Origin of the sequence: [Mannheimia] succiniciproducens MBEL55E (assembly GCF_000007745.1) — a bacterium.
Classification (GTDB): domain Bacteria; phylum Pseudomonadota; class Gammaproteobacteria; order Enterobacterales; family Pasteurellaceae; genus Basfia; species Basfia succiniciproducens.
In genome coordinates this window covers 1,697,140-1,723,975 of sequence record NC_006300.1, presented here as the reverse complement: position 1 = coordinate 1,723,975, position 26,836 = coordinate 1,697,140, and the positions used below count along the sequence as shown (strand labels likewise).

Here is a 26,836-nt window from a genome sequence, read left to right as displayed (position 1 = left end):
TCGTCTTCCGAGCAAAAGTGCGGTAAAAAATTCGAGAATTTTAACGGATTGATTATGAATACAGAAATAAAACCGACAATCCTATTTTTTGATTCCGGTGTAGGCGGATTCAGTGTTTACAAGGAAGTCAAACAATTATTGCCAAATGCACATTATCTCTATTGCTTTGACAATGCCTTTTTTCCCTATTCTGAAAAAAGTGAAGAAGTCATCATTGAACGCACATTAACCGTATGCAAAAAAATCAATGAACAATATCCCTTAGATGCGATTGTAATTGCATGTAATACGGCAAGTACGGTTGTTCTTCCCACTTTGCGACAACATTTTGCCATTCCTATTATCGGCACCGTTCCGGCTATTAAACCGGCGGCGGAAAAATCTCAGACCAAGCATATCGGCTTGCTCGCAACAAAAGGCACCGTTAAACGCACTTATGTAACCTCGCTTATTGAGCGTTATGCGCAAGATTGTATTGTTGAAAAAATAGGCTCAACAAAATTAGCCGAGATTGCCGAAAGAAAACTTCATGGCGAATCAGTTGATCTAATTGCATTAAGAAACGAACTAACCCCATGGATACAATTAAGCGATTTAGACAGCGTTATTTTGGGATGTACTCATTTCCCATTGATAAAAGAAGAAATTCAATTATGTTTACCGCAAGTCAAATTTTATTTTGAACCCGGTACGGCAATAGCGAAAAGAGTATTTGATTTATTAGCCGGCATAACGCCAAAGGATAAAACGGAAACGGATAATTGCATTTTTTACACAAAACATTTTGAGCTGGAAGATAAATTTATCCAAGCACTTCGCTTCTGGGGATTTAAAAATTTAAAATTATTATCTATCTTAGAGTGAAAATTCGGCTAATTATAGCTAATAATTGGTGTTTTAGTATAAAAGATAATCAGTTGAAATATTTTTCTAAATTTTTGATAAAAATAACTTGCAAGTCAATCTGAAATCTCTATAATACGCCTCCGCACCGCAAGGGAAGCAAGCAAAATAAAAAATAAGTAAATTTGAGTAAAAAATTGAACATGTTTGCTTGACAATGAAATCGGCTTTTAATAGAATTTCCTTCCTTGCTTAATGCAACCGTTCTTTAACAACTTATCAGACAATCTGTGTGGGCACTTGAAAGATTCGTTTAAACAAAAAATTTAAACAAGACTTAGAGTGCTGAACAAAGTTAATTTAATTAATGATTTATAGTCAGTATTTTGAGCGATTGAACTTTTTAAATTGAAGAGTTTGATCATGGCTCAGATTGAACGCTGGCGGCAGGCTTAACACATGCAAGTCGAACGGTAGCGGGAAGAAAGCTTGCTTTCTTTGCCGACGAGTGGCGGACGGGTGAGTAATGCTTGGGGATCTGGCTTATGGAGGGGGATAACGACGGGAAACTGTCGCTAATACCGCGTAATATCTTCGGATTAAAGGGTGGGACTTACGGGCCACCCGCCATAAGATGAGCCCAAGTGGGATTAGGTAGTTGGTGGGGTAAAGGCCTACCAAGCCGACGATCTCTAGCTGGTCTGAGAGGATGACCAGCCACACTGGAACTGAGACACGGTCCAGACTCCTACGGGAGGCAGCAGTGGGGAATATTGCACAATGGGGGGAACCCTGATGCAGCCATGCCGCGTGAATGAAGAAGGCCTTCGGGTTGTAAAGTTCTTTCGGTGACGAGGAAGGTGTTTGTTTTAATAGGACAAGCAATTGACGTTAATCACAGAAGAAGCACCGGCTAACTCCGTGCCAGCAGCCGCGGTAATACGGAGGGTGCGAGCGTTAATCGGAATAACTGGGCGTAAAGGGCATGCAGGCGGACTTTTAAGTGAGATGTGAAAGCCCCGGGCTTAACCTGGGAATAGCATTTCAGACTGGGAGTCTAGAGTACTTTAGGGAGGGGTAGAATTCCACGTGTAGCGGTGAAATGCGTAGAGATGTGGAGGAATACCGAAGGCGAAGGCAGCCCCTTGGGAAGATACTGACGCTCATATGCGAAAGCGTGGGGAGCAAACAGGATTAGATACCCTGGTAGTCCACGCGGTAAACGCTGTCGATTTGGGGATTGGGCTTTAGGCTTGGTGCTCGTAGCTAACGTGATAAATCGACCGCCTGGGGAGTACGGCCGCAAGGTTAAAACTCAAATGAATTGACGGGGGCCCGCACAAGCGGTGGAGCATGTGGTTTAATTCGATGCAACGCGAAGAACCTTACCTACTCTTGACATCCAGAGAATCCTGTAGAGATACGGGAGTGCCTTCGGGAGCTCTGAGACAGGTGCTGCATGGCTGTCGTCAGCTCGTGTTGTGAAATGTTGGGTTAAGTCCCGCAACGAGCGCAACCCTTATCCTTTGTTGCCAGCATGTAAAGATGGGAACTCAAAGGAGACTGCCGGTGACAAACCGGAGGAAGGTGGGGATGACGTCAAGTCATCATGGCCCTTACGAGTAGGGCTACACACGTGCTACAATGGTGCATACAGAGGGCGGCGATACCGCGAGGTAGAGCGAATCTCAGAAAGTGCATCGTAGTCCGGATTGGAGTCTGCAACTCGACTCCATGAAGTCGGAATCGCTAGTAATCGCAAATCAGAATGTTGCGGTGAATACGTTCCCGGGCCTTGTACACACCGCCCGTCACACCATGGGAGTGGGTTGTACCAGAAGTAGATAGCTTAACCTTCGGGGGGGCGTTTACCACGGTATGATTCATGACTGGGGTGAAGTCGTAACAAGGTAACCGTAGGGGAACCTGCGGTTGGATCACCTCCTTAGCAAGTTTTAGGCGACTGGCAAGTGTTCACACAGATTGTTTGATAGAAAGAGACAAACCAACATCCTTTTGGGTCTGTAGCTCAGGTGGTTAGAGCGCACCCCTGATAAGGGTGAGGTCGGTGGTTCAAGTCCACTCAGACCCACCACTCAAGCGCGGCGAGGCCGGCTGGACGAGTGAAAGCTAAAAGGAAAGGTTGCACTGTAAGGTGCAAACGGATTGGGGATATAGCTCAGCTGGGAGAGCGCCTGCCTTGCACGCAGGAGGTCAGCGGTTCGATCCCGCTTATCTCCACCAATCATCATGACTAAGTGAATCGAGGGTCAGGCAATGTTCTTGCCGGAATTGACCGGACTTTGTTTATTTAGTCATGATGATAGCCGAAAGGCGTTATCTTTTTGTTCTTTAAAAAATTGGAAACAAGCTGAAAAACTGAGAGATTTTCTGAAAAGAAAGTCTGAGTATAAAAAATCTTGGCCGGGCAAAAGCGGTCAAGTGTTTAGTAATAACGAACGACACAGGTATAAGAATACTTGAGGTTGTATGGTTAAGTGACTAAGCGTACAAGGTGGATGCCTTGGCAATCAGAGGCGAAGAAGGACGTGCTAATCTGCGAAAAGCTTGGGTGAGTTGATAAGAAGCGTCTAACCCAAGATATCCGAATGGGGCAACCCAGTAGATGAAGAATCTACTATCAATAACCGAATCCATAGGTTATTGAGGCAAACCGGGAGAACTGAAACATCTAAGTACCCCGAGGAAAAGAAATCAACCGAGATTACGTCAGTAGCGGCGAGCGAAAGCGTAAGAGCCGGCAAGTGATAGCATGAGGATTAGAGGAACCGGCTGGGAAGCCGGGCGGCACAGGGTGATAGCCCCGTACTTGAAAATCATTGTGTGGTACTGAGCTTGCGAGAAGTAGGGCGGGACACGAGAAATCCTGTTTGAAGAAGGGGGGACCATCCTCCAAGGCTAAATACTCCTGATTGACCGATAGTGAACCAGTACTGTGAAGGAAAGGCGAAAAGAACCCCGGTGAGGGGAGTGAAATAGAACCTGAAACCTTGTACGTACAAGCAGTGGGAGCCCGCGAGGGTGACTGCGTACCTTTTGTATAATGGGTCAGCGACTTATATTATGTAGCGAGGTTAACCGAATAGGGGAGCCGAAGGGAAACCGAGTCTTAACTGGGCGTCGAGTTGCATGATATAGACCCGAAACCCGGTGATCTAGCCATGGGCAGGTTGAAGGTTGGGTAACACTAACTGGAGGACCGAACCGACTAATGTTGAAAAATTAGCGGATGACCTGTGGCTGGGGGTGAAAGGCCAATCAAACCGGGAGATAGCTGGTTCTCCCCGAAATCTATTTAGGTAGAGCCTTATGTGAATACCTTCGGGGGTAGAGCACTGTTTCGGCTAGGGGGCCATCCCGGCTTACCAACCCGATGCAAACTGCGAATACCGAAGAGTAATGCATAGGAGACACACGGCGGGTGCTAACGTTCGTCGTGGAGAGGGAAACAACCCAGACCGCCAGCTAAGGTCCCAAAGTTTATATTAAGTGGGAAACGAAGTGGGAAGGCTTAGACAGCTAGGATGTTGGCTTAGAAGCAGCCATCATTTAAAGAAAGCGTAATAGCTCACTAGTCGAGTCGGCCTGCGCGGAAGATGTAACGGGGCTCAAATATAGCACCGAAGCTGCGGCATCAGGCGTATCACTAATACGCCTTACGATTAACAACTTGCGAAGGAAGAGAGCAAGTTGGTTAAGCGACCAACACGTTGAGTCGGCTGTAAGCGAGAGCGAACAGAAAGGCGCGAGTGGAGCGTGAGGAATATTAGTGATACGCCTGTTGGGTAGGGGAGCGTCGTGTAAGCGGAAGAAGGTGGTTCGAGAGGGCTGCTGGACGTATCACGAGTGCGAATGCTGACATAAGTAACGATAAAACGGGTGAAAAACCCGTTCGCCGGAAGACCAAGGGTTCCTGTCCAACGTTAATCGGGGCAGGGTGAGTCGGCCCCTAAGGCGAGGCTGAAGAGCGTAGTCGATGGGAAACGGGTTAATATTCCCGTACTTGTTATAATTGCGATGTGGGGACGGAGTAGGTTAGGTTATCGACCTGTTGGAAATGGTCGTTTAAGTTGGTAGGTGGAGCGTTTAGGCAAATCCGGACGCTTATCAACACCGAGAGATGATGACGAGGCGCTAAGGTGCCGAAGTAACCGATGCCACGCTTCCAGGAAAAGCCACTAAGCGTCAGATTATAATAAACCGTACTATAAACCGACACAGGTGGTCAGGTAGAGAATACTCAGGCGCTTGAGAGAACTCGGGTGAAGGAACTAGGCAAAATAGCACCGTAACTTCGGGAGAAGGTGCGCCGGCGTAGATTGTAGAGGTATACCCTTGAAGGTTGAACCGGTCGAAGATACCAGCTGGCTGCAACTGTTTATTAAAAACACAGCACTCTGCAAACACGAAAGTGGACGTATAGGGTGTGATGCCTGCCCGGTGCTGGAAGGTTAATTGATGGCGTTATCGCAAGAGAAGCGCCTGATCGAAGCCCCAGTAAACGGCGGCCGTAACTATAACGGTCCTAAGGTAGCGAAATTCCTTGTCGGGTAAGTTCCGACCTGCACGAATGGCATAATGATGGCCAGGCTGTCTCCACCCGAGACTCAGTGAAATTGAAATCGCCGTGAAGATGCGGTGTACCCGCGGCTAGACGGAAAGACCCCGTGAACCTTTACTATAGCTTGACACTGAACCTTGAATTTTGATGTGTAGGATAGGTGGGAGGCTTTGAAGCGGTAACGCCAGTTATCGTGGAGCCATCCTTGAAATACCACCCTTTAACGTTTGATGTTCTAACGAAGTGCCTGGAACGGGTACTCGGACAGTGTCTGGTGGGTAGTTTGACTGGGGCGGTCTCCTCCCAAAGAGTAACGGAGGAGCACGAAGGTTTGCTAATGACGGTCGGACATCGTCAGGTTAGTGCAATGGTATAAGCAAGCTTAACTGCGAGACGGACAAGTCGAGCAGGTGCGAAAGCAGGTCATAGTGATCCGGTGGTTCTGAATGGAAGGGCCATCGCTCAACGGATAAAAGGTACTCCGGGGATAACAGGCTGATACCGCCCAAGAGTTCATATCGACGGCGGTGTTTGGCACCTCGATGTCGGCTCATCACATCCTGGGGCTGAAGTAGGTCCCAAGGGTATGGCTGTTCGCCATTTAAAGTGGTACGCGAGCTGGGTTTAAAACGTCGTGAGACAGTTTGGTCCCTATCTGCCGTGGGCGTTGGAGAATTGAGAGGGGCTGCTCCTAGTACGAGAGGACCGGAGTGGACGCATCACTGGTGTTCCGGTTGTGTCGCCAGACGCATTGCCGGGTAGCTACATGCGGAAGAGATAAGTGCTGAAAGCATCTAAGCACGAAACTTGCCTCGAGATGAGTTCTCCCAGTATTTAATACTGTAAGGGTTGTTGGAGACGACGACGTAGATAGGCCGGGTGTGTAAGCGTTGCGAGACGTTGAGCTAACCGGTACTAATTGCCCGAGAGGCTTAGCCATACAACGCTCAAGTGTTTTTGGTGGTGAAAGTTATTACGGAATAAGTAAGTAGTCAGGGAATCGGCTTGTTTTTAATTTTAGAGAATAGAAGAGTAGAAGACTAGAAGTAGGTTAGTGATAGCGGAGAGAAGAATCCGCGGTCAGTATCTGAAACGGAATTATCCTGGCGGCGATAGTGCAGTGGTCCCACCTGAATCCATGCCGAACTCAGAAGTGAAACGCTGTTATGCCGATGGTAGTGTGGGGTATCCCCATGTGAGAGTAGGTCACCGCCAGGTTGTTATGAAGAGAGGCCCCCATCGAGAGATGAGGGCTTTTTTTTGTGCCTGTGCCCACCATACCTACTACTTACTAACTAAGCCGGCGCGTCATCACCGTCACTGACGCGCGTAGGCGCGAAAATGTAGGAAAATTTACCGCACTTTTGAGTAAAAATAAAGGCGCAAATGCGCCTTTATTTATAGGATTGGAACTAAGCTAAATTAGTTATTTAAGCCCTTCAATAAAATCAGCAATGCTGTTTTCATTATTTGTACCGATAATGCGTTTAAATCGTTATATCCGGTTTTATTAGGCGTTTTTACCCACAATTAAAAAATCAGTAAAAATCGACCGCACTTTTGTTGACTAACTCAGAACATAACATTTTATAAAAGAGGAATACTTTTTAAATTTCTTATCTATTTATTTTACTGCTACAATAAAATGATAAAAAATTTGAGAGTAATTTATGAAAAATGTGAAATTTTTTGCCCAGCGTTACATTGATTGGGTGACTAAATTAGGTCGTTTGAAGTTTTCACTATTAGGCTTCATTCTGATTGCTATTCTGGCACTATGTACTCATATCTTTTTGAGTTTGATGATCACCGGGCAAATTCATTGGGAAAGTTTATTATATTCCGTCGTATTTGGTGTGATCTCCGCGCCTTTCGTTATTTATTTCTTTGCATTATTAGTTGAGCGTTTGGAGCTGTCCCGACAAAATTTGACAAATTTAGTTGGTGAATTACAGCAGGAAATTCGTGAACGAACTACGGCGGAGCAGCGTTTAGCACAGGCTATTCGCGATAAAACTACATTAATGGCAACGATTAGCCATGAATTAAGAACGCCGTTGAACGGAATTGTCGGACTAAGCCGGATTTTATTGGATTCGAAACTTACGGAAGAACAATACAATTATTTAAAGACTATCAATGTAAGTGCGGTATCTTTAGGACATATTTTTAATGATATTATTGATTTAGAAAAACTGGATGGCAGCCGTATTGAGCTTTATAAAAAAGAAACCGATTTTCACGCATTAATAACGGATGTTTATAATGTGGCGCAATTAATGGCTGAACAGAAACATCTGAAATTTATTTTACAGGTAGATAAAGATCTGCCGAATTGGTTGTTGCTTGATTATACGAGATTAAGTCAGGTTCTATGGAATCTTATTAGTAATGCGGTGAAATTTACGGATAAGGGAACAGTTACCTTAAAAATTAGTCGATTATCTGAAAACCGGTATGCTTTCGCTATTAGCGATACCGGCCCCGGGATCCCAGAAAATGAGCTAAATAAAATCTTTACCATGTATTATCAGGTTAAGGCGAACTTTAATAAGCATAAAGCGGCTGGTAGCGGAATTGGATTAGCTATTTCTAAAAGTATCGCCCGCTTAATGAACGGTGATTTAGTAGTTGAGAGCGAAATAGGTAAAGGTTCCACATTTATACTCACTATTCAGGCGGATGAAGTGAGCAAACCGGTAAGTGATGGTACAGCTGATTTAGATCTTAGTTTATCGATTTTGTTGGTAGAAGATATTGAATTAAATATTATCGTTGCAAAATCACTTCTGGAAAAGCTGGGACATCAAGTGGATACTGCCATGACGGGACAAGAGGCTTTAACAAAATTTGAACGGAATAATTACGATTTAGTCCTTTTAGATATTCAACTACCGGATATGACCGGATTTGATATTGCCAAAATTTTAAGAACAAAATATGAAGATGGCGTTTATGATTATTTGCCTCCTTTAATTGCTTTAACGGCAAATGTTATGCAGAATAAATCGGATTATCAAAAACAAGGCATGGATGATGTTTTACGCAAACCGTTGTCCTTAGACTCATTAAATCAATGTTTATCCGAATATTTTGGAGATGAAATAGGTGTGTCGTCAGCACAAAATTCGGTAATGACAAAAGCAGCCGAATTACCCGATGACTTTGATTATCCGCTGCTTGACGATTTGGTTGAAATGTTGGGCGCTTCTTTTGTGTTGAAGAATTTGGCCTTATTTAAGCAAACCATGCCCGAATATATAGATGAATTGTTAACGATTTACCAGAACTATCAAAAGGATAAGGAAAAGAAAAAAGATGTCGCTGCCTGTATGCATAAAATTAAAGGTGCGGCGGCTTCTGTCGGATTAAAGCATATTCAATTGTTGGCTGAAAAAGGTCAACATGATGAAGCCGATATTTGGCGGGAAAATATTAAGCGCTGGATTGATGAAATTGAGCAAAGTTGGTTTGAGGACGTTACAAAATTAGAACATTGGTTAGCTAAAAAATAACAAAAATAAATGAGGGACAAAATCTATTTTTGTCCCTCATTTTATATAATTTTTCGATTATTTTTTGAATTCATCGCCTAACAGCGGTTGCAAGCGATTTAGAATTTCTTTTACTACACGGGCTGATGCCGCAACAATATGACCGGAAGTTAAATAGCTATGGCCGCCGTTGTAATCGGTAACCAAACCGCCCGCTTCACGTACAATCAGGTCGCCGGCTGCACAATCCCAGGGTTTTAAACCGATTTCGAAGAAACCGTCCACACGGTTTGCCGCCACGTAGCATAAATCTAACGCCGCCGATCCCGTACGACGGAAATCCGCGCAGCTTTCAATTAAACTATTCATTACCGCGAAATGTAACGGCATATGACGAGCTTGTTTGAATGGGAAACCGGTCGCTAATATTGCACCTTCCAATTCGCGTTTTGCATCAACACGCAAGCGAAGATCGTTTAATTTAGCGCCTTCACCGCGCACGGCAGTAAATAGTTCATTACGAATAGGATCGTAAACAACGCCGACTTCGGTACGGCCTTTTACACGAATAGCGATAGAAACGGAAAAATGAGGTAAACCTTTTACAAAGTTTGTTGTGCCATCTAGCGGATCAATTACCCATTGAATATCGCTATCTTTACCTTCTAACGCCCCACTTTCTTCGGTAATGATGGTATGGTCCGGATAAGATGTACGAATAACGTCGATAATTGCCTGTTCAGCAGCTTTATCTACATTTGTTACGTAATCATTAGCGCTTTTTAAGGTTGTTTGAATATCATCGCGGCGTTCATAACTTTTAGCAATTACATTGCCTGCTTTTCGTGCCGCACGAATAGCAATATTTAACATTGGATTCATAATAATTTCCACTAGATTTTAAAGAACGGAATAATTAAGTTAGAGATTCTAACTCGTATAAATGTGTTGCGCATTATATGTAAAATTTGTTGTATTTACCAGCTTAAAATTTTTAAAAAATTCCGACTAAATATAAAGGTTATTATGCTATAATAACCACAAATTTTAGTTAGAATGTAAAAAATATGTTAAATAACATTCGATTAGTGTTAGTCGAAACTTCTCACAGCGGTAATATCGGTTCCGCTGCGCGAGCAATGAAAACTATGGGATTGGCAAACCTTTATCTTGTTTCTCCCAAGCAGGGCATTGACGAGCAGGCTGTGGCGCTTTCAGCAGGAGCTGAGGACGTGCTTCGCAAGGCGGTGATCGTTAAGAGTTTTGATGAAGCTGTTGCCGATTGCTCATTAGTCATCGGTACCAGCGCAAGATTACGTCACTTACAAAGTACCTTAATCGAGCCCAGAGAATGTGGCAAAATTTCTATTCAAGAGGCGCATTGCGGACAAATAGCCATTGTTTTTGGTCGTGAGAAATTTGGTTTAACCAATGATGAATTATTGAAATGCCGCTATCATCTCAATATTCCCGCCAATCCGGACTATTCTTCGTTGAATTTGGCCATGGCTGTGCAGTTGGTGAGTTATGAATTGCGTATGGCCTGGCTAAACGGGCGACAAAGCGAATCAATGTCGGATTCGGTTGAAATTGCGCAAAAACCTACTGCATTGGAATTGGAGTATTTTTTTGCCCATACGGAAAAATTGTACCAATCGCTAGGTTTTATTCAGAATCAAGGCGTAATGCAAAAACTTCGTCATTTATATAACCGTGTTAACTTGAAGAAAAATGAGTTGAATATTTTACGCGGAATGCTAAGTGCGGTGGAAAAACGGCTGGATTTATTACGAGATAAATAGTTGACTAATTTACTTGGTTATGTAACTATAATGAGCAGATTTTTAATTTTTAAAGGAAAGGCAAAATGAAATTAACTTCGAAAGGGCGTTATGCCGTAACCGCAATTTTAGATATTGCCATTAATGCGGAAGATGGTCCTGTGACTTTGTCTGATATTTCTGAACGTCAAAATATTTCGCTTTCTTATTTAGAGCAATTATTTGCCAAATTACGCCGTCATGGGCTGGTAAAAAGTGTTCGTGGTCCCGGTGGTGGTTATCAATTAGGGCAGCCGAGCGGTCAAATTTCTATCGGTATGATTATTGCTGCAGTGAATGAAAATATTTCGGTAACAAAATGTTTAGGGCAAGGGAATTGTCAGGGTGGAAAAGTTTGTTTAACTCATCACCTTTGGGCGGAATTAAGCGATCGTATTGAAAATTTTCTAAACGAAATCACATTAGAAGAATTGGTTAGCAAACAACATAGCCAAAAAACGCATACAGATTTTGATAATTTATTAGTTGTAGATAATTAGAGTTTTATCACGTCATATAGATATGACGTAACGAATGGAGTGAATAATGAAATTTCCTATTTATTTAGATTATGCGGCGACTTGTCCGGCGGATGATCGCGTTGCAGAAAAAATGATGCAATATTTAACGCGCGACGGGATCTTCGGAAATCCGGCGTCCCGTTCTCATAAATTCGGCTGGCAGGCGGAAGAAGCGGTGGATATCGCGCGTAATCATATAGCGGATCTTATCGGTGCGGATAGTCGTGAAATTGTGTTTACTTCCGGTGCGACGGAATCAGATAACCTTGCGATCAAAGGCGCGGCGCATTTCTACCAAACTAAAGGCAAACATATCATTACCTGCAAAACCGAGCACAAAGCCGTATTGGATACTTGCCGTCAGTTAGAGCGTGAAGGCTTTGAAGTAACCTATCTTGCGCCTAAATCGGACGGTTTGGTTGATTTAGACGAATTTAGAGCGGCGATTCGCCCGGATACCATTTTAGCGTCGATCATGCACGTTAATAATGAAATCGGTGTGATTCAGGATATTGAAGCTATTGGTAAAATTTGCCGCGAGCATAAAGTTATTTTTCATGTGGACGCTACCCAAAGCGTAGGTAAATTACCTATCAATCTGGCGGAATTGCCGGTTGATTTAATGTCTATGTCCGGTCATAAACTCTATGGACCAAAAGGTATCGGCGCCTTATATGTTCGCCGTAAACCGCGTGTTCGTTTAGAAGCGATTATTCACGGCGGCGGTCATGAGCGCGGAATGCGTTCCGGTACGTTGGCTGTTCATCAAATTGTAGGTATGGGCGAAGCTTATCGTATCTGCAAAGAAGAAATGGCGGAAGAAATGGCGCATGTAACTAAACTTCGTGATCGTTTATACAACGGTTTAAAAGATATTGAAGAAACTTATGTGAACGGTTCAATGGAACATCGTGTTGGTTCGAATTTAAATATCAGTTTTAACTTTGTAGAAGGCGAGTCCTTAATGATGGCATTACGCGATATTGCCGTGTCATCGGGTTCAGCCTGTACTTCCGCAAGTTTAGAGCCTTCTTATGTATTGCGTGCGTTAGGCTTGAACGATGAGCTTGCGCATAGTTCAATCCGTTTCTCTTTAGGTCGTTATACCACGGAAGAAGAAATTGATTACACCATTGATTTAGTAAAAAGTGCGGTTAAAAAATTAAGAGATTTATCACCGCTTTGGGATATGTTCAAAGAAGGCATTGATATGTCTAAAATTGAATGGTCTGCACATTAAGATTTAGTACAAAGTTCTCAAAAAGTGCGGTCGAAAAAGTCTGTATTTTGAAAAATAAATTCAATTCATCAAGTCAACTTAAAGGAGGCTACAATGAAAGTTTATACAGGACGAACAGATATTAAATTATTTGAACACTTAATCGACGAACCGAATCAAACAGTTACGCATTTAGTGTTGAAGGCTGGGCAGGCAGTACCGGAACATAAAGTTTCACAAACCGTCATTGTTGTTCCAATCAAAGGACGGATAGATTTTTCAAACCGTGAAGAATCGCAGGAAATTTATCCCGGACGAATTGTACAGATGATACCCGATGAATGGCATGCTTTAAAAGCACTTGAAGACAGTGAACTTATGGTGGTGAAATCCACCCTGGCAGCATAATTTATTTTATTGAAAATTAGGAACAAGAAATGGCATATAGCGAAAAAGTTATCGATCATTATGAGAACCCTCGCAACGTAGGTTCTTTTGATAAAAAATCATCAGATGTGGGCACCGGAATGGTGGGCGCACCGGCTTGCGGTGATGTTATGCAGTTACAAATTAAAGTAAATGAAGAAGGTATTATTGAAGATGCAAAATTCAAAACATACGGTTGCGGCTCTGCCATTGCATCAAGCTCATTGATTACCGAATGGGTGAAGGGCAAATCTTTAGATGAAGCCGGCGCGATTAAAAACAGCCAGATTGCAGAAGAACTGGAATTACCGCCGGTTAAAGTGCATTGCTCAATTCTGGCGGAAGATGCAATTAAAGCGGCAATTGCCGATTATAAATCTAAAAAAGGCGCATAAAACAGACGGCGTAAGTATAATGCTTGCGCCTTAACTTACTCGGGAGTAATTAAATGTCCGTAGAACAATTTAGCGTGGAAGATGCGGAGCAGAGTTCTCAATCCGCTTCAATCGGCATGACGGAAAGTGCTGCCAAACATGTGAAAAAATGTTTAGAAAGCCGTGGTAAAGGAATTGGTTTACGCTTGGGAATTAAAACCTCAGGTTGTTCGGGCTTGGCTTATGTGCTTGAATTTGTTGACGAATTAAATTCGGATGATAATGTATTCGAACAACACGGCGTTAAAGTCATCGTTGATACCAAAAGCCTTGTGTATTTAAACGGTACGCAACTTGATTTTGTCAAAGAAGGTCTGAACGAAGGATTCAAGTTCACCAATCCGAACGTAAAAGATCAATGTGGTTGCGGCGAAAGTTTTAACGTATAAATTATGAATAATCCATTTGCGTTATTTGATTTGCCCATTGAGTTTCAACTCGATCAAAATCGTTTGTCCGAACGTTATCTCGCATTACAAAAAGCGTTGCATCCTGATAATTTTGCCAACAGTTCGGCTCAGGAACAGCGCCTTGCGATGCAAAAATCCGCCGAGGTGAATGACGCTTTACAAATTCTGAAAGACCCTATTTTACGTGCGGACTGTATTATTGCGCTTAATACGGGCGAACAACAAAATACGGAAGAAAAAAGCACGCAGGATATGGCGTTTTTGATGCAGCAAATGCAATGGCGCGAGCAGCTGGAAGAAATTGAAAATACGCAGGATATTGACGGATTAATGACTTTTTCTGCAGAAATAGAACAAAGCAATAAAGAAAAAATTTCAGAAATTTCCACCGCACTTTCTATGAAGGATTGGCAACAGGCAAAACTGATTAATGATCGATTACGTTTTATCAAAAAATTAATGACTGAAATTGAACGAATCGAAGATAAATTAGCGGATTTTTAATTTTATTCATTGTGAGTTTGAACTCAATTTATGAATAAATAGGCTCATAAGCCTGTTTTACATTTAGAGAAAAATAACATGGCATTACTTCAAATTGCAGAACCGGGTTTAATGGCTGCGCCTCATCAGCATAAATTAGCGGTGGGTATTGATTTAGGGACAACAAATTCATTAGTGGCGACAGTGCGCAGCGCCCATACCGAGATTTTATTAGACGAAAAAGATCGTCCCCTAGTCCCGTCTATTGTGCATTTCGGTGATAATAATGAAATCACTGTCGGCTATGAAGCCGGAGAGTTGGCAAGCATCGATCCGCAGAATACCGTTATTTCGGTGAAACGTTTGATTGGTCGAAGTCTTGAGGATGTGCAGGCGCGTTACCCGAATTTACCTTATCGATTTGAAGCGTCGGAAAACGGACTGCCGCTGATTAGTACGCGTAAAAGTGCGGTCAGTCCCGTTGAAGTTTCGAGTGAAATTTTGAAAAAATTGACCGCACTTGCAAAGCGGCGTTTAGGCGGCGAATTGCAAGGCGCTGTTATTACGGTGCCGGCTTATTTTGATGACGCTCAGCGTCAAAGCACTAAAGATGCGGCGAAACTGGCAGGTTTGAATGTACTTCGTTTGCTTAATGAACCTACGGCCGCCGCGATTGCTTACGGTTTAGACAGCGGAAAAGAAGGGGTTATTGCGGTTTATGATTTAGGCGGCGGTACTTTCGATATTTCAATTTTACGTTTATCAAAAGGTGTGTTTGAAGTACTTGCCACCGGCGGTGATACTGCGCTTGGCGGCGATGACTTTGACCATTTAGTTGCCGACTGGATTACTGAACAGTCCGGTATTTCACCGCAGGATGATAAACAAAAACGTCAACTGGTGGAATTGGCTACTCGGCTGAAAATTCAGTTGACAGACAATGAAACGGTTGCGATTCAATATCAAAACTGGCATGGGAAAATTAGCCGTAATCAGTTCAACCAACTGATCCAACCTTTGGTAAAACGTTCGCTAATATCATGTCGTCGCGCATTAAAAGATGCGAACGTGACAGCAGACGAAGTAAACGAAGTGGTTATGGTGGGTGGCTCGACCCGCGTACCTTTTGTACGTGAGCAAGTGGGCGAATTCTTCAAACGCCAACCTTTAACTTCTATTGATCCCGATAAAGTGGTGGCGTTAGGTGCGGCGGTCCAGGCTGACATTTTAGTGGGAAATAAGCCCGATTCGGAAATGCTTTTGCTTGATGTGATTCCCTTGTCCTTAGGTATTGAAACCATGGGCGGATTAGTGGAAAAAATTATTCCTCGAAATACCACAATTCCGGTAGCTCGGGCGCAGGAATTCACTACTTTCAAAGACGGGCAAACGGCAATGACCGTGCATATTGTTCAAGGGGAGCGTGAAATGGTGGCGGATTGTCGTTCGCTTGCTCGTTTTACTTTACGCGGTATTCCGCCAATGGCGGCAGGTGCGGCTCAAGTGAGAGTGACTTATCAAGTGGATGCCGACGGTTTGTTAAATGTAACGGCGATGGAAAAATCCACAGGTGTTCAATCTTCAATTCAGGTGAAGCCTTCTTACGGCTTAACCGATGACGAAATTACTCAAATGCTGAAAGCTTCGATGGATAATGCAAAACAGGATATTGATGCCCGCTTGCTTGCGGAACAGCGTGTTGAAGCCAAACGTGTAATTGAATCCGTTCTTTCCGCACTTTCTCATGATCGGGATTTATTGAATGACGAAGAGCTAAGTGCAATTAAAAAAGCCTTAGTTGAGCTGGATAAGTTGCAACAACAAAATGATACTTTAGCCATTAAACAGGGAATTAAAGACCTTGATGCGGCTACTCAGGAATTTGCGGCGCGCCGTATGGATAAATCCATTCGTTCCGCCTTAACCGGTCATTCCGTAGAAGATATTTAATTAACAGGAAAGTAGGATAAACAAATGCCAAAAGTAATTTTTCTTCCTCACGAAACACTTTGCCCGGAAGGCATGGTGGTTGATGCCGCCGCCGGAGATAATTTATTAGAAGTCGCGCTTGAAGCGGGCATTGAAATCGAACACGCTTGTGACGGTTCATGCGCTTGTACCACTTGTCATTGTATTATTCGCGAAGGTGGTGATAGCCTTAATGAAACAACGGATCAAGAAGATGATATGCTAGATAAAGCCTGGGGGCTGGAAGTGGATAGCCGCTTAAGTTGCCAGTGTCAAATCGCCGATGAGGATTTAGTGGTAGAAATCCCTAAATATACGATTAATCATGCGCGGGAAGAGAACCACTAATGAAATGGACAGATGCGCAAGAAATTGCTGAAAATCTTTATGATCTTTATCCTGATGTTGATCCTAAAACCGTGCGTTTTACCGATATGCACCAATGGATTTGTCAGTTGGAAGAGTTTGATGATAACCCTGAAGCATCAAACGAAAAGATCTTAGAAAATATCTTGCTTAGATGGTTGGATGAGTACGAATAAATAAATTCGTTATTTGAAAAAAACTATATTTATATAACGAAAGGACTGAACACGTATTATTGCGTTCAGTCCTTTTTGTTTGATTGAATTCGCTTTTTTTATTAGGCGGAATTCTTTTTGTGGTGTTTTTCTAAGGATTTATGCTGGATTTTGACCTTTTTTCCCTTAGCCTGAAAGTATTCGCCAAGTTGCTGGGCAATGTACACGGAACGGTGTTTCCCCCCGGTGCAACCTATTGCGATGGTTAAATAACTGCGGTTATTTTGTTCTAACATCGGCAACCAGGTTTCAAGATAATTTCTGGTGGAATAAATAAAATTATTCACTTCGCTATATTTACCTAAAAAATCAATGACCGGTTGATCTAACCCCGTCATTGGGCGCAAATCGGGGTTCCAATGAGGGTTAGGCAAAAAACGAACGTCAAAAACATAATCCGCATCAAGGGGCAGACCATATTTAAAACCGAAGGATTCGACGACAATTTTCAGTTCTTTATCAGGTTTGCCTTTTAAGAATTCACGCAAACGCTGTGCCAGTTCGTGGGTGGATATTTCGCTGGTATTAATCACCAATTCGGCATTTTGCAATAAAGGTTCCAGGTAACCGGCCTCCGCTTCAATTGCCGCTTCAAGGGATAAATCCTGCATGGATAACGGATGTAGCCGACGGGAATCGCTATAACGGCGAATTAATGTACTGCGATCCGCTTCAAGGAAGATAATTCGCACCTGATGCTGCGCATCGGCCAGTTGTTGAAGTAATGTATCTAATGTTTCGGGTGAATGAGGCAAATTACGAATATCTAAACTCACGGCGGCGGATTGCTGAGAGGTCGATAAAATATCGGCAAGCTCGGGCAATAAATTGATTGGCAGGTTATCAACGCAATAGTAACCCATATCTTCTAAAGCTCTTAATGCAACAGATTTGCCCGCGCCGGAACGCCCACTGATGATAATAAGTTCCATAAATTGCCTCATTTTGAGTGATAAGTGTTATTTTTCTTCCGTCGCCGTATCGTCGGTGTGTTCATGCAAACAGTTATCCATATATTGAAAAATTTGCCAGATTTCATCCGCACTTTGCGCCGCCCGCAGTTGCTTACATAGCATTTTATCCGAAAAACGCTCGGCCAATTCCGGCAGATAAGGGGAATAGGCGGCGCAGCATTTTTCCGGAATTAAAATAGCCAGCACTAAATCAACATCTCTTTTATCCGGCGCTTCATAATTAACGGGGCTGGCTAATTGCAAGAATACGGCAACCGGTTTATCGCCGATTGGCAGTTTTGCCCGCGGCATTGCAATGCCGTTACCTAAGCTTGTACAACCTAGTTTTTCTCTTGAAAGCAAGGTTTCAAAGCATTCCAATTGTTCAATATGATAACCGATTTCTTCTTCCTGCAGATTAAATCGTTTTGTTACGATATCCGAAATAACTTCAAGTAATCGTTTTTTGCTTGAACAAATAATCCCCTGACGGATATTTTCAGGGGATAAAATTTCAGTAAATTTAACCATAGCTTACAGCTTAAATTCTTCACCAAGATAAACACGTTTTACATGTTCGTCATTTAAAATGTCTGTCGGTGTTCCGGTTGCAATCATTTTTCCGGCACTAACGATGTATGCCCGCTCACATACATCAAGTGTTTCGCGGACATTATGGTCGGTAATTAACACGCCTAAACCGCGATCCCGCAGATCTTTAATGATTTTTTTGATATCGATAACTGAAATAGGGTCAACACCGGCAAAAGGTTCGTCTAATAAGATGAATTTAGGATTCGCCGCCAATGCACGGGCAATTTCTACGCGGCGACGTTCGCCACCGGACAACGATTGTCCCAAATTATCCCGGATATGACCGATATTAAACTCGTCAATTAATTCTTCCGCGCGGGCATGACGTTGTTCTTTAGTCAGATCTTTACGAATTTCAAGAACCGCCATTAAATTATCGTACACGCTTAAACGACGGAAAATCGAGGCTTCTTGCGGAAGATAACCTACGCCTTTTTGTGCACGGTTGTGCATCGGCAGCAAGCTAATGTCCTCATCATCAATACGGATTTTGCCCTGATCATGGCGCACAAGCCCGACAACCATATAGAAAGAGGTTGTCTTGCCCGCACCGTTTGGTCCCAGTAAACCGACAATTTCATTGGATTTTACGGTAAAGCTTACATCGGATACAACCTGACGGCCTTTATAACTTTTCGCTAAGTTTTCGGCATAAAGAATAGACATAAGTAACCTCTATTTTTTCTTCTCATTTAATTGTGAAGGAATTAATACGGTTTTTACTCGACTTTTTGCCGTACTGCTAGCTTTTAATTGCTGTTTATTCACATCATAAGTAATTACGTCGCCATCAATGGTACTATCCAATTGTTTTAATTGCGCATTACCGGTTAATGTTAAAAATTCTTTACCTAAATCATAATGGACTCTATTGGCCTTACCGTCTGCCGGTTTGCCGTCATCCAGCATTTGGTGAAATGTAACGGGATTACCGAATGCCTCAACGGTTTCTTTTTGTTTCGAACCCTCGGGCGGACGAGTGATAATTACTTTATTGGCTTTGATTAAAATGGAACCCTGAGTAATTACAACGTTATCGGTAAAAGTGACGATGCTTTTTTCCATATCCAGGGATTGGTTGTCAGACACAATATTAATAGGCTGATTCGTATCGTCTTTTAAAGCGAAAGCAGATAATGAAGTCATCACTAATGCGGAAGTAAGTAAAATTTTATTGATTGCTAATTTCATAATGGGTTTTCACCTGCTCTTTTAAAGTCGCTGCTTGTTGTTTCAGATTACCGGTCAGTTTCAGGCCCGAACTGGTAAAGTTGAGCCCTCGGATGGTAACCATATTATCGGAAGTAATGTCCTGGTTTTTTAAATTGACTACTGCGGCTTCCGTTTCAATACGTTGTAAACGAGAAATCGGATCCAGGCTTTGGGCCACAACCTCACCATTGAGATAGAGTAAATTATCTTTTGTCAGGGTGGCGGATTTTGCGGTTAATTTCCAGCTTTGCTTTCCCTGATTTTCCGTTTCCACCTCTAAAGCGAACACTACCGGGTTTACAAATTCGGTATGTCCGTCTTGATCATAATGCCGTGCCGTATCCGAATAAGCTTGGTATTGTTTTTTCCCTGCGGGAGAAAAAATGGTGGTCTCCATTTTATGCCCGGTATATTCAGGGCTTTCAGGCGCTTTGATTAACCGGGTTAAATCCGGCTTGTCTTGGTTTAATGTATAAAACCAGGCAAGCAATACTAAAGCGATAGTTCCAAGAATAATATTCCAGCGAATATTCATAAAATATTAAATTCTGTGTTAATAAATAAAGCGGAATAATAGCATAATTTTTGAAAAATTACGCAAGTGCGGTAAGATTTTTCTTTGTTTTGAGGAACGAAACTTTTAGTTTATGGTCGAATAGCATACGTTTTTGTCAGATTTATTGGCATAAATTTATTACTAATAACTTTGACATTAGGGGAAAATTCGTAGATTATCCCAGTTTTATTTGATTAGAGAAAAAAATGATACAGAGGTTTTATGGGTGAGAACACGCTGGTTGAAGTGAATAATCTCACTTTTAAACGTGGTGAACGTACGATTTATAACGATCTCAACCTTAAGGTTCAAAAAGGTAAAATTACCGCTATTATGGGCCCGTCGGGGATTGGTAAAACCACGTTATTAAAACTGATTGGCGGTCAGTTACACCCGGAGCAGGGTGAGATTTTATTTGAAGGAAAAGATATTTGCCAAATGTCGAATTCGGAACTCTATAAAGTTCGCCAACGTATGGGGATGTTATTCCAATCGGGTGCTTTATTTACCGATATTTCAACTTTTGAGAACGTAGCCTTTCCGATTCGCGAACATACCAATTTGCCGGAAAGCTTAATTCGTCAAATTGTATTAATGAAATTAGAAGCGGTCGGGTTGCGCGGAGCGGCGGAATTAATGCCTTCGGAATTATCCGGCGGGATGGCAAGACGCACCGCTTTAGCGAGAACCATTGCTCTTGATCCGGAACTGATTATGTATGACGAGCCGTTTGCCGGACAGGATCCTATTAGCATGGGCGTGATCGTCAGTCTAATTAAACGTTTAAATGAAGCGTTGAATTTGACATCGATTGTGGTTTCTCATGATGTGCAGGAAGTATTAAGTATCGCCGATTATGCGTATATCATCGCCAATAAGCGAGTGATTGCGGAAGGAACGGCGGAGCAGTTGCTGCAAAGCACTGATCCGCAAGTAGTACAGTTTATTAACGGGCAGGAAGACGGACCCGTGCATTTCCATTATCCGTCTCAGGATTATGAGGAAGAATTGTTTGGCAGAGGAATAAATAAATGATGGTTGATTTAATCTCTGCACTGGGACGCAATGTTATTAATTCGGTAAAAGCTTTAGGTAGAGCGGGCTTTATGCTGTTTGGCTCTTTAGTGGGTAAACCGCAAATTAAAAAACATTTTCCATTATTAATTAAACAGTTATATGTGCTTGGCGTTCAATCCCTATTAATTATCCTGTTATCGGGCTTTTTTATCGGCATGGTATTGGGATTGCAGGGTTATGTTATTTTAGTGGATTTTGCCGCCGAGGCGAATGTCGGGCAGTTGGTTGCGTTGTCCTTATTACGGGAATTAGGCCCGGTTGTGACCGCACTTTTATTTGCCGGGCGAGCCGGTTCGGCATTGACTGCCGAAATCGGTTTAATGAAGGCAACAGAGCAGTTATCCAGCCTCGAAATGATGGCGGTTGATCCGTTGCGTCGGGTTATCGCACCTCGTTTTTGGGCGGGCGTGATTGCCATGCCGGTTTTAACTGTGCTATTTACTGCAGTGGGGATTATCGGCGGCCATTTGATCGGCGTTGAATGGAAAGGTATTGATAGCGGTAGTTTCTGGTCGGTAATGCAAAATGCGGTAAGAACTCTGGATTTATGGGATGGGTTTATTAAGAGCCTGGTTTTTGCCTTTACCGTAACCTGGATTGCTTTATTCAACGGCTATGACTGTATTCCCACTTCGGAAGGTATCAGCCAGGCAACCACCAGAACTGTAGTGAACGCCTCTTTATTGGTGTTGGGGTTAGACTTTGTGCTAACAGCAATTATGTTTGGTGCCGGTTAAGGTTTTTTATTGAGTGATATGCGCAAACAGGACTGCGTAAAATAGGAAAAATAATGAGACAAACAATTAAATATGAATTTGGCGTTGGATTATTTCTGCTAATCGGCATTGCCGCGCTTATTTTTATGGGACTAAAAGTCGCGAATGTGCAAGGATTCAGTGAAACGAAATCTTATCAAGTCTTCGCAACTTTTGATAATATCGGCGGACTAAAAGTGCGTGCGCCGTTGAAAGTCGGCGGTGTGGTTATCGGTCGCGTAACGAATATTTCTTTAGATGAGCAAAATTATTTACCGCAGGTAACTATTGCTATTAACGAAGAATATAATCAAATTCCGGAAAACAGTTCTTTATCCATTAAAACTTCCGGTTTATTGGGCGAACAATATATTGCATTAAGCGTTGGGTTTGACGATGGTGAAACCGCTATGTTAAAAGAGGGCGATAAAATCGTAGATACGAAATCGGCGGTGGTGCTAGAGGATCTTATCGGGCAGTTTATTTACGGCGATAAAGACAAAAAAGACGATTCTGCGGAACCGCAAGCAGCAGAATAATCAGGACAGTTATTTAATTTTATTGGAGAAATGAATCTATGTTAAAAGCCACATTTAAAACTTGGGTATCGAAAATTTTGCTTTTAGCGACCGCACTTTTTGCCGTCCAAAATGCATTGGCCGATGAAAGTCCTTACGGTTTGACCCGGCAAGCGGCGGAAAAATTATTTGCCGATATTAAAGCGAATCAGCCTAAAATTAAACAGGATCCGAATTATTTAAAAACTATCGTTCGTCAGGATTTAATGCCTTATGTGCATGTGAACTATGCCGGCTCATTAGTGTTAGGGCAATATTTTAAGTCCACTACACCGGCGCAGCGCGAACAGTTTTTTGCCGCATTTGATCAATTTATTGTGCAGGCTTATGCTCAGGCGTTGACCATGTACAGCAATCAGGATATTCAGGTGCAACCGCAACAAACCGTTAGCGACAGTCAGGCAAGCGTTCGGGTAAAACTATTACAGAAAGGTCAGGAGCCGTTAAATTTAAATTTCCAATGGCGTAAAAACAGTAAAACCGGCAAATGGCAGGTTTATGACATGACCGCTGAAGGCGTGAGCATGGTAGATACCAAAAAACAGGAGTGGAGCAGTATTTTACGCAAAAACGGGATTGATGCTTTAACCGCACAGGTACAACGTGCGGCGGCGGTTCCGGTTAGCCTTGGTAAAAAATAAGAGAAATTATGCAAGCTGAAAAACATTTGAAATGGGCAGCCGAGCAAAATGATGATAGAATAGCTTTCCGCTTGGACGGAGAGCTATCTAGGGATACGTTGCTACCTCTTTGGAATGAATTCCAAAAAAGGGAGCAACGTTCTTCTTTTTTATCAGAACGACAAATTGCGGATAAAAATATCAGTTGGGATTTATCTCAAGTATCCCGCATTGATTCCGCCGGTTTTGCTTTATTATGTGATTTACTTCATTATTGCCAAGCCAAGAAAAACGCTGATAAAACGTTATTATTGGAAAATGTCCCGCCCCAATTGCTTACATTAGCAGATCTTGTCGGATTAGCCGATTGGATTAAGCCTTATTTGAAGTAGCAATTTGCTAAATAACCTTAATGGAAATAACAATGGAAACCCAAGAAATCGAACGAATTCTTAAACAGGCTTTAAATCTTGATGAAGTTTACGTGCAAGGTGAAAACGCACATTACGGCGTGATTGTCGTCAGTGAAGAAATCGCAAAATTATCAAGATTAAAACAACAACAAACTATTTACGCGCCATTGATGGATCATTTTTCCAGCGGTGAAATCCATGCCTTGACCATTAAAACGTTCAGTCCTGAAAAATGGAAATTAGAACGTATGTTAAACGTCGTAAACTAATTTAATTTTAGGAAAATAAAATGGAAAAATTTCGTGTCTATGGGCAATCTCGTTTAACCGGAACCGTCGATATTTCCGGTGCAAAAAATGCCGCATTGCCAATTTTATTCGCTTCAATTTTAGCGGAAGAACCGGTTATATTGACCAATGTGCCTGACTTAAAAGATGTCGAAACAACATTTAAGATTCTGCGCAAGTTGGGCGTTAATGTGGAATGTGCGGAAGAACCGGGTAAAGTGCTGATCGATGCCGGCAATATTAATCAATTTGTCGCGCCTTATGAGTTGGTAAAAACCATGCGCGCTTCTATTTGGGCGTTAGCGCCGTTATTGTCGCGTTTTCATGAAGGACAGGTTTCATTACCGGGCGGTTGCACAATCGGCGCTCGCCCTGTCGATATGCATATTTCCGGTCTGGAAAAAATGGGTGCGGCGATTGAACTGGACGAAGGCTATGTGAAAGCGACGGTAAACGGTCGTTTGAAAGGTGCCAGAATTTATATGGATAAAGTCAGTGTCGGCGCAACCTTATCCATCATTATGGCGGCAACTTTAGCCGAAGGCAAAACCGTTATTGAAAATGCGGCGCGTGAACCGGAAGTGGTGGATACGGCAATCTTTTTAAATGCCATGGGCGCAAAAATTTCCGGCGCAGGCACGGATACGATTTCCATTGAAGGGGTTGAACGTTTAGCGGGTTGCCGCCATCGCATCGTGCCGGACCGTATCGAAACCGGGACTTTCCTGGTGGCGGCCGCTATATCGGGCGGGCGTATTACTTGCCGCGGAACAAAAGCGGATACCTTAGAAGCCGTTATTGAAAAACTGCGCGAAGCCGGTATGCAGATAGACATCACGGAAGACAGCATTACTTTAGATTCTTTAGGTCAACGTCCGAAAGCGGTGAATATTCGCACCATGCCGCATCCGGGCTTCCCGACCGATATGCAGGCGCAGTTCACTTTGTTAAACGTAGTGGCGGAAGGTACCAGCAAAATTACCGAAACGATTTTTGAGAATCGTTTTATGCACATTCCCGAATTAATTCGTATGGGCGCAAAAGCGGAAATCGAAGGAAATACGGCGATTTGTCACGGTGTCGAACATTTATCCGGCGCGCAGGTGATGGCGACGGATTTGCGCGCTTCGATCAGTTTGGTATTAGCGGGCTGTATCGCATCCGGCGAAACCATTGTGGATCGTATTTATCATATCGATCGCGGTTATGAACGTATCGAAGAAAAATTACGTGGTTTAGGCGCAAGAATCGAACGTTTTTCCGATTAAAACCAATTTATAATATTTATAAAGCAAAAATGGCACTCCAAGGGTGCCATTTTTTGTGGTTAGAAAAAGTGCGGTCAAAAAATCGAAAATTTTAACCGCACTTTTGGATTTTATTTTCAATAAGTCACGAAAACCTTAATTTCGGCTGCCAAAAATAGCCGTGCCGATTCTGACCATGGTTGAACCGCACTTAATCGCTGCCGTCATATCATCGGTCATACCCATAGAAAGAGTATCGATTCGCTGATTCGGTAACGACTGTTGTAATTCGACAAAAAGTTTATGCATTGCCGAGAAGCTTTGTGCTTGAATCGCCACATCATGCGTTGCGGCGGGAATCGCCATTAATCCGCGCAAACGCAAGTGCGGTAAGTTTTCGATAATTTCTGCCAGCGCCATCATATCGGCCGGTTTTATGCCGGACTTACTTTCTTCATCACTAATATTAATCTGAATCAGAACGTTTAACGGCGATTTATTGGCGGGGCGCTGTTCATTCAGACGGATTGCAATTTTTTCCCGATCCACCGTTTGCATCCAGTCAAAATATTCCGCCACTAAACGTGTTTTGTTGGATTGTAACGGGCCGATAAAATGCCATTCCATATCCGGATGTTTTGCCTGGAAAAATTCAATTTTTTCAACACCTTCCTGCACATAATTTTCACCAAAAGCACGTTGTCCGGCTTGATAAGCCTGTTCCAAATCTTCAACCGGCTTGGTTTTCGAGACCGCTAATAATTTCACCGAGTTCGAGGGCAAACCGGCATTTTGGCAAATTGATACGATATTTTTATGAATTTGTTTTAAATTGTTAGCGATTTCCATTGAAATAACCCGTTAGTGCTTTCCTGATAATGAAATAAAGGAATATTGTACCAGTTTATCTAAAAACATCTATTGATAATATTTGTGAGCTATGTAACAAAAATGCAACAATTGGCTTGTTTATCTTTCATACAATGATAGTATCACTTTGGCATTTGCCAACTTTTTATTTGTTTACAGGAGCTTATATGAAAAAGACGGTTATTTTATTAGGTTTGTTTACCTTAAGCGGTGCCGCTATCGCGGAAGAAGCAAAAAATGTACAGACCGAAATCAAATCAAAAGTGATTGAAGTCAGCTTATTGGACCCGGTAAAAGGTGATAAAGCTATCGGTCAAGTGGTTGTCACGGAATCGCCTTACGGCTTAGTTTTCACTCCTGAATTAAACGGATTAACTGCAGGATTGCACGGTTTTCATCTTCATCAAAATCCAAGTTGTGCGGCAGGTGAAAAAGACGGCAAAAAAGTGGCGGGTTTAGGCGCCGGCGGGCATTGGGATCCGAAAGAGGCAAAACGCCACGGATTTCCTTGGGAAGATAACGCGCATTTAGGTGATCTACCGGCATTAGCCGTAAATGCGGACGGTACGGCATCTAATCCGGTATTGGCTCCGCGCCTTAAATCTCTAGATGAAATCGCCGACAAATCAATAATGATTCATGTAGGCGGCGATAACCATTCCGATCATCCGGCGGCGTTAGGCGGCGGTGGCGCGAGAATGGCGTGCGGTGTGATTAAATAAATCGAAAATTGCAGATGTTTTAAATAAAACCGCTTTGCGATAGCGAATAAAAAGTCTGAATATAATTTTTCAGGCTTTTTTTATTTTGTCGTTGACAAAGCGGAAAAACTTCGGTATTTCTAGCATACGTTTTTCGTTGTACAAATAAATTTACGAACCTATGAACAATAG

27 protein-coding genes, 2 tRNA genes and 3 rRNA genes are annotated in these 26,836 nt (G+C 42.7%); 25 read left to right on the top strand and 7 right to left on the bottom strand.

Translation table 11 applies throughout. From position 1 onward, the window contains the following. Positions 1 to 54 precede the first annotated feature (54 nt). The 7 genes from murI to MS_RS07910 all read left to right on the top strand — a co-directional run bounded on the left by murI (position 55) and on the right by MS_RS07910 (position 8,940). A complete protein-coding gene (gene murI, locus MS_RS07940) occupies positions 55 to 864 on the top strand; it encodes a glutamate racemase (protein ID WP_041639929.1) in 810 nt (269 codons plus the stop codon). Positions 865 to 1,248: 384 nt separating this feature from the next. Further along, positions 1,249 to 2,791 (top strand): 16S ribosomal RNA (locus tag MS_RS07935). Between the two features lie 70 nt (positions 2,792 to 2,861). Further along, positions 2,862 to 2,938: transfer RNA gene (locus tag MS_RS07930), tRNA-Ile, on the top strand. 73 nt (positions 2,939 to 3,011) lie between these two features. Then, a tRNA-Ala gene (locus MS_RS07925) sits at positions 3,012 to 3,087 on the top strand. A gap of 248 nt (positions 3,088 to 3,335) precedes the next feature. Next, positions 3,336 to 6,365, top strand: a 23S ribosomal RNA gene (locus MS_RS07920). A 162-nt stretch (positions 6,366 to 6,527) separates the two neighbouring features. Continuing rightward, positions 6,528 to 6,643, top strand: a 5S ribosomal RNA gene (gene rrf / locus MS_RS07915). The 16S, 23S and 5S rRNA genes sit together here with 2 tRNA genes alongside, the layout of an rRNA operon. 452 nt (positions 6,644 to 7,095) lie before the next feature. Then, positions 7,096 to 8,940 (top strand): ATP-binding protein, encoded by a 1,845-nt coding sequence (locus MS_RS07910; RefSeq protein ID WP_011200898.1) that lies wholly within the window; start codon positions 7,096 to 7,098, stop codon positions 8,938 to 8,940. A 57-nt stretch (positions 8,941 to 8,997) separates the two neighbouring features. Here MS_RS07910 and suhB read toward each other — a convergent pair whose 3' ends face one another. Beyond that, positions 8,998 to 9,801: an inositol-1-monophosphatase gene (suhB, locus tag MS_RS07905; RefSeq protein ID WP_041639928.1), complete on the bottom strand. Its 804-nt coding sequence runs from the start codon at positions 9,799 to 9,801 to the stop codon at positions 8,998 to 9,000. 185 nt (positions 9,802 to 9,986) lie between these two features. Here suhB and trmJ point away from each other — a divergent pair, with 185 nt between their 5' ends. From trmJ to iscX, 10 genes are all read left to right on the top strand, one after another. Then, positions 9,987 to 10,721 (top strand): tRNA (cytosine(32)/uridine(32)-2'-O)-methyltransferase TrmJ, encoded by a 735-nt coding sequence (gene trmJ / locus MS_RS07900; RefSeq protein WP_011200896.1) that lies wholly within the window; start codon positions 9,987 to 9,989, stop codon positions 10,719 to 10,721. 65 nt (positions 10,722 to 10,786) lie between these two features. Next, positions 10,787 to 11,239: a Fe-S cluster assembly transcriptional regulator IscR gene (gene iscR / locus MS_RS07895; protein ID WP_011200895.1), complete on the top strand. Its 453-nt coding sequence runs from the start codon at positions 10,787 to 10,789 to the stop codon at positions 11,237 to 11,239. 46 nt (positions 11,240 to 11,285) lie between these two features. Further along, entirely contained in the window at positions 11,286 to 12,500 is a 1,215-nt protein-coding gene (locus tag MS_RS07890) for an IscS subfamily cysteine desulfurase (RefSeq protein WP_011200894.1), read from the top strand. A gap of 93 nt (positions 12,501 to 12,593) precedes the next feature. Continuing rightward, positions 12,594 to 12,887: a cupin gene (locus MS_RS07885; RefSeq protein WP_011200893.1), complete on the top strand. Its 294-nt coding sequence runs from the start codon at positions 12,594 to 12,596 to the stop codon at positions 12,885 to 12,887. Positions 12,888 to 12,916: 29 nt separating this feature from the next. Then, the gene (iscU, locus tag MS_RS07880; protein WP_011200892.1) at positions 12,917 to 13,300 is read left to right on the top strand and encodes a Fe-S cluster assembly scaffold IscU; all 384 of its coding nucleotides are present in this window, start codon (positions 12,917 to 12,919) and stop codon (positions 13,298 to 13,300) included. Positions 13,301 to 13,353: 53 nt separating this feature from the next. Then, complete coding sequence (gene iscA / locus MS_RS07875) at positions 13,354 to 13,728, top strand: iron-sulfur cluster assembly protein IscA (RefSeq protein WP_011200891.1); 375 nt, start codon at positions 13,354 to 13,356, stop codon at positions 13,726 to 13,728. 3 nt (positions 13,729 to 13,731) lie between these two features. Further along, the gene (hscB, locus tag MS_RS07870) at positions 13,732 to 14,253 is read left to right on the top strand and encodes a Fe-S protein assembly co-chaperone HscB (protein ID WP_011200890.1); all 522 of its coding nucleotides are present in this window, start codon (positions 13,732 to 13,734) and stop codon (positions 14,251 to 14,253) included. Positions 14,254 to 14,331: 78 nt separating this feature from the next. Beyond that, a complete protein-coding gene (gene hscA / locus MS_RS07865; protein WP_011200889.1) occupies positions 14,332 to 16,182 on the top strand; it encodes a Fe-S protein assembly chaperone HscA in 1,851 nt (616 codons plus the stop codon). A 24-nt stretch (positions 16,183 to 16,206) separates the two neighbouring features. After that, positions 16,207 to 16,548, top strand: a complete 342-nt coding sequence (fdx, locus tag MS_RS07860; RefSeq protein ID WP_011200888.1) for an ISC system 2Fe-2S type ferredoxin — start codon at positions 16,207 to 16,209, stop codon at positions 16,546 to 16,548. Beyond that, entirely contained in the window at positions 16,548 to 16,742 is a 195-nt protein-coding gene (gene iscX, locus MS_RS07855; RefSeq protein ID WP_011200887.1) for a Fe-S cluster assembly protein IscX, read from the top strand. Before fdx ends, iscX begins: the two co-directional genes overlap by 1 nt. Before the next feature lie 101 nt (positions 16,743 to 16,843). On the opposite strand, the gene rapZ is transcribed toward iscX, so the two are convergent. Genes rapZ through lptC form a run of 5 tightly spaced genes read right to left on the bottom strand, consistent with a single transcriptional unit; the run spans position 16,844 to position 20,075 of the window. Further along, a complete protein-coding gene (rapZ, locus tag MS_RS07850; RefSeq protein WP_041639924.1) occupies positions 16,844 to 17,713 on the bottom strand; it encodes an RNase adapter RapZ in 870 nt (289 codons plus the stop codon). A 27-nt stretch (positions 17,714 to 17,740) separates the two neighbouring features. After that, the gene (gene ptsN / locus MS_RS07845; RefSeq protein ID WP_011200885.1) at positions 17,741 to 18,265 is read right to left on the bottom strand and encodes a PTS IIA-like nitrogen regulatory protein PtsN; all 525 of its coding nucleotides are present in this window, start codon (positions 18,263 to 18,265) and stop codon (positions 17,741 to 17,743) included. Between the two features lie 3 nt (positions 18,266 to 18,268). Further along, entirely contained in the window at positions 18,269 to 18,994 is a 726-nt protein-coding gene (gene lptB / locus MS_RS07840) for an LPS export ABC transporter ATP-binding protein (RefSeq protein ID WP_011200884.1), read from the bottom strand. A 9-nt stretch (positions 18,995 to 19,003) separates the two neighbouring features. Beyond that, on the bottom strand, positions 19,004 to 19,519 hold the full coding sequence (gene lptA / locus MS_RS07835; RefSeq protein WP_011200883.1) for a lipopolysaccharide transport periplasmic protein LptA: 516 nt from the start codon (positions 19,517 to 19,519) through the stop codon (positions 19,004 to 19,006). Next, positions 19,500 to 20,075 carry an LPS export ABC transporter periplasmic protein LptC gene (gene lptC / locus MS_RS07830; protein ID WP_011200882.1) on the bottom strand — a complete coding sequence of 192 codons (576 nt, stop codon included), beginning with the start codon at positions 20,073 to 20,075 and terminating at the stop codon, positions 19,500 to 19,502. The genes lptA and lptC overlap by 20 nt, the downstream gene beginning before the upstream one ends. Positions 20,076 to 20,318: 243 nt before the next feature. On the opposite strand from lptC, the gene mlaF reads away from it, so the two are divergent. Genes mlaF through murA form a run of 7 tightly spaced genes read left to right on the top strand, consistent with a single transcriptional unit; the run spans position 20,319 to position 25,094 of the window. Beyond that, positions 20,319 to 21,131, top strand: coding sequence for a phospholipid ABC transporter ATP-binding protein MlaF (mlaF, locus tag MS_RS07825; protein WP_011200881.1), 813 nt, complete (start codon positions 20,319 to 20,321; stop codon positions 21,129 to 21,131). Continuing rightward, on the top strand, positions 21,128 to 21,910 hold the full coding sequence (gene mlaE, locus MS_RS07820) for a lipid asymmetry maintenance ABC transporter permease subunit MlaE (RefSeq protein WP_011200880.1): 783 nt from the start codon (positions 21,128 to 21,130) through the stop codon (positions 21,908 to 21,910). The genes mlaF and mlaE overlap by 4 nt, the downstream gene beginning before the upstream one ends. Positions 21,911 to 21,963: 53 nt before the next feature. Beyond that, entirely contained in the window at positions 21,964 to 22,467 is a 504-nt protein-coding gene (gene mlaD / locus MS_RS07815) for an outer membrane lipid asymmetry maintenance protein MlaD (RefSeq protein ID WP_011200879.1), read from the top strand. A 38-nt stretch (positions 22,468 to 22,505) separates the two neighbouring features. Beyond that, entirely contained in the window at positions 22,506 to 23,147 is a 642-nt protein-coding gene (gene mlaC / locus MS_RS07810) for a phospholipid-binding protein MlaC (RefSeq protein WP_011200878.1), read from the top strand. 8 nt (positions 23,148 to 23,155) lie between these two features. Continuing rightward, positions 23,156 to 23,518, top strand: a complete 363-nt coding sequence (locus MS_RS07805; protein ID WP_011200877.1) for an STAS domain-containing protein — start codon at positions 23,156 to 23,158, stop codon at positions 23,516 to 23,518. Positions 23,519 to 23,550: 32 nt separating this feature from the next. Next, a complete protein-coding gene (locus tag MS_RS07800) occupies positions 23,551 to 23,808 on the top strand; it encodes a BolA family protein (protein ID WP_041639921.1) in 258 nt (85 codons plus the stop codon). 20 nt (positions 23,809 to 23,828) lie between these two features. Next, positions 23,829 to 25,094 (top strand): UDP-N-acetylglucosamine 1-carboxyvinyltransferase, encoded by a 1,266-nt coding sequence (gene murA, locus MS_RS07795; RefSeq protein ID WP_011200875.1) that lies wholly within the window; start codon positions 23,829 to 23,831, stop codon positions 25,092 to 25,094. Positions 25,095 to 25,229: 135 nt separating this feature from the next. Here the strand turns inward: murA and MS_RS07790 are convergent, their stop codons facing one another. Next, positions 25,230 to 25,922 (bottom strand): YggS family pyridoxal phosphate-dependent enzyme, encoded by a 693-nt coding sequence (locus MS_RS07790; RefSeq protein WP_011200873.1) that lies wholly within the window; start codon positions 25,920 to 25,922, stop codon positions 25,230 to 25,232. Between the two features lie 188 nt (positions 25,923 to 26,110). Between MS_RS07790 and sodC the strand changes: the two genes are divergently transcribed. Then, entirely contained in the window at positions 26,111 to 26,665 is a 555-nt protein-coding gene (sodC, locus tag MS_RS07785) for a superoxide dismutase family protein (RefSeq protein WP_041639919.1), read from the top strand. Positions 26,666 to 26,836 lie beyond the last annotated feature (171 nt).

Coding starts and splice junctions, on each gene's coding strand:
- ptsN (WP_011200885.1), bottom strand. CDS start 18,265: ATGGTTAAATTTACTGAAATTTTATCCCCTGAAAATATCCGTCAGGGG.
- rapZ (WP_041639924.1), bottom strand. CDS start 17,713: ATGGAACTTATTATCATCAGTGGGCGTTCCGGCGCGGGCAAATCTGTT.
- iscX (WP_011200887.1), top strand. CDS start 16,548: ATGAAATGGACAGATGCGCAAGAAATTGCTGAAAATCTTTATGATCTT.
- MS_RS07800 (WP_041639921.1), top strand. CDS start 23,551: ATGGAAACCCAAGAAATCGAACGAATTCTTAAACAGGCTTTAAATCTT.
- iscU (WP_011200892.1), top strand. CDS start 12,917: ATGGCATATAGCGAAAAAGTTATCGATCATTATGAGAACCCTCGCAAC.
- hscB (WP_011200890.1), top strand. CDS start 13,732: ATGAATAATCCATTTGCGTTATTTGATTTGCCCATTGAGTTTCAACTC.
- suhB (WP_041639928.1), bottom strand. CDS start 9,801: ATGAATCCAATGTTAAATATTGCTATTCGTGCGGCACGAAAAGCAGGC.
- murA (WP_011200875.1), top strand. CDS start 23,829: ATGGAAAAATTTCGTGTCTATGGGCAATCTCGTTTAACCGGAACCGTC.
- mlaF (WP_011200881.1), top strand. CDS start 20,319: ATGGGTGAGAACACGCTGGTTGAAGTGAATAATCTCACTTTTAAACGT.
- mlaE (WP_011200880.1), top strand. CDS start 21,128: ATGATGGTTGATTTAATCTCTGCACTGGGACGCAATGTTATTAATTCG.
- MS_RS07890 (WP_011200894.1), top strand. CDS start 11,286: ATGAAATTTCCTATTTATTTAGATTATGCGGCGACTTGTCCGGCGGAT.
- hscA (WP_011200889.1), top strand. CDS start 14,332: ATGGCATTACTTCAAATTGCAGAACCGGGTTTAATGGCTGCGCCTCAT.
- MS_RS07790 (WP_011200873.1), bottom strand. CDS start 25,922: ATGGAAATCGCTAACAATTTAAAACAAATTCATAAAAATATCGTATCA.
- mlaD (WP_011200879.1), top strand. CDS start 21,964: ATGAGACAAACAATTAAATATGAATTTGGCGTTGGATTATTTCTGCTA.
- lptA (WP_011200883.1), bottom strand. CDS start 19,519: ATGAAATTAGCAATCAATAAAATTTTACTTACTTCCGCATTAGTGATG.
- iscA (WP_011200891.1), top strand. CDS start 13,354: ATGTCCGTAGAACAATTTAGCGTGGAAGATGCGGAGCAGAGTTCTCAA.
- lptB (WP_011200884.1), bottom strand. CDS start 18,994: ATGTCTATTCTTTATGCCGAAAACTTAGCGAAAAGTTATAAAGGCCGT.
- lptC (WP_011200882.1), bottom strand. CDS start 20,075: ATGAATATTCGCTGGAATATTATTCTTGGAACTATCGCTTTAGTATTG.
- MS_RS07805 (WP_011200877.1), top strand. CDS start 23,156: ATGCAAGCTGAAAAACATTTGAAATGGGCAGCCGAGCAAAATGATGAT.
- MS_RS07885 (WP_011200893.1), top strand. CDS start 12,594: ATGAAAGTTTATACAGGACGAACAGATATTAAATTATTTGAACACTTA.
- murI (WP_041639929.1), top strand. CDS start 55: ATGAATACAGAAATAAAACCGACAATCCTATTTTTTGATTCCGGTGTA.
- sodC (WP_041639919.1), top strand. CDS start 26,111: ATGAAAAAGACGGTTATTTTATTAGGTTTGTTTACCTTAAGCGGTGCC.
- iscR (WP_011200895.1), top strand. CDS start 10,787: ATGAAATTAACTTCGAAAGGGCGTTATGCCGTAACCGCAATTTTAGAT.
- mlaC (WP_011200878.1), top strand. CDS start 22,506: ATGTTAAAAGCCACATTTAAAACTTGGGTATCGAAAATTTTGCTTTTA.
- MS_RS07910 (WP_011200898.1), top strand. CDS start 7,096: ATGAAAAATGTGAAATTTTTTGCCCAGCGTTACATTGATTGGGTGACT.
- fdx (WP_011200888.1), top strand. CDS start 16,207: ATGCCAAAAGTAATTTTTCTTCCTCACGAAACACTTTGCCCGGAAGGC.
- trmJ (WP_011200896.1), top strand. CDS start 9,987: ATGTTAAATAACATTCGATTAGTGTTAGTCGAAACTTCTCACAGCGGT.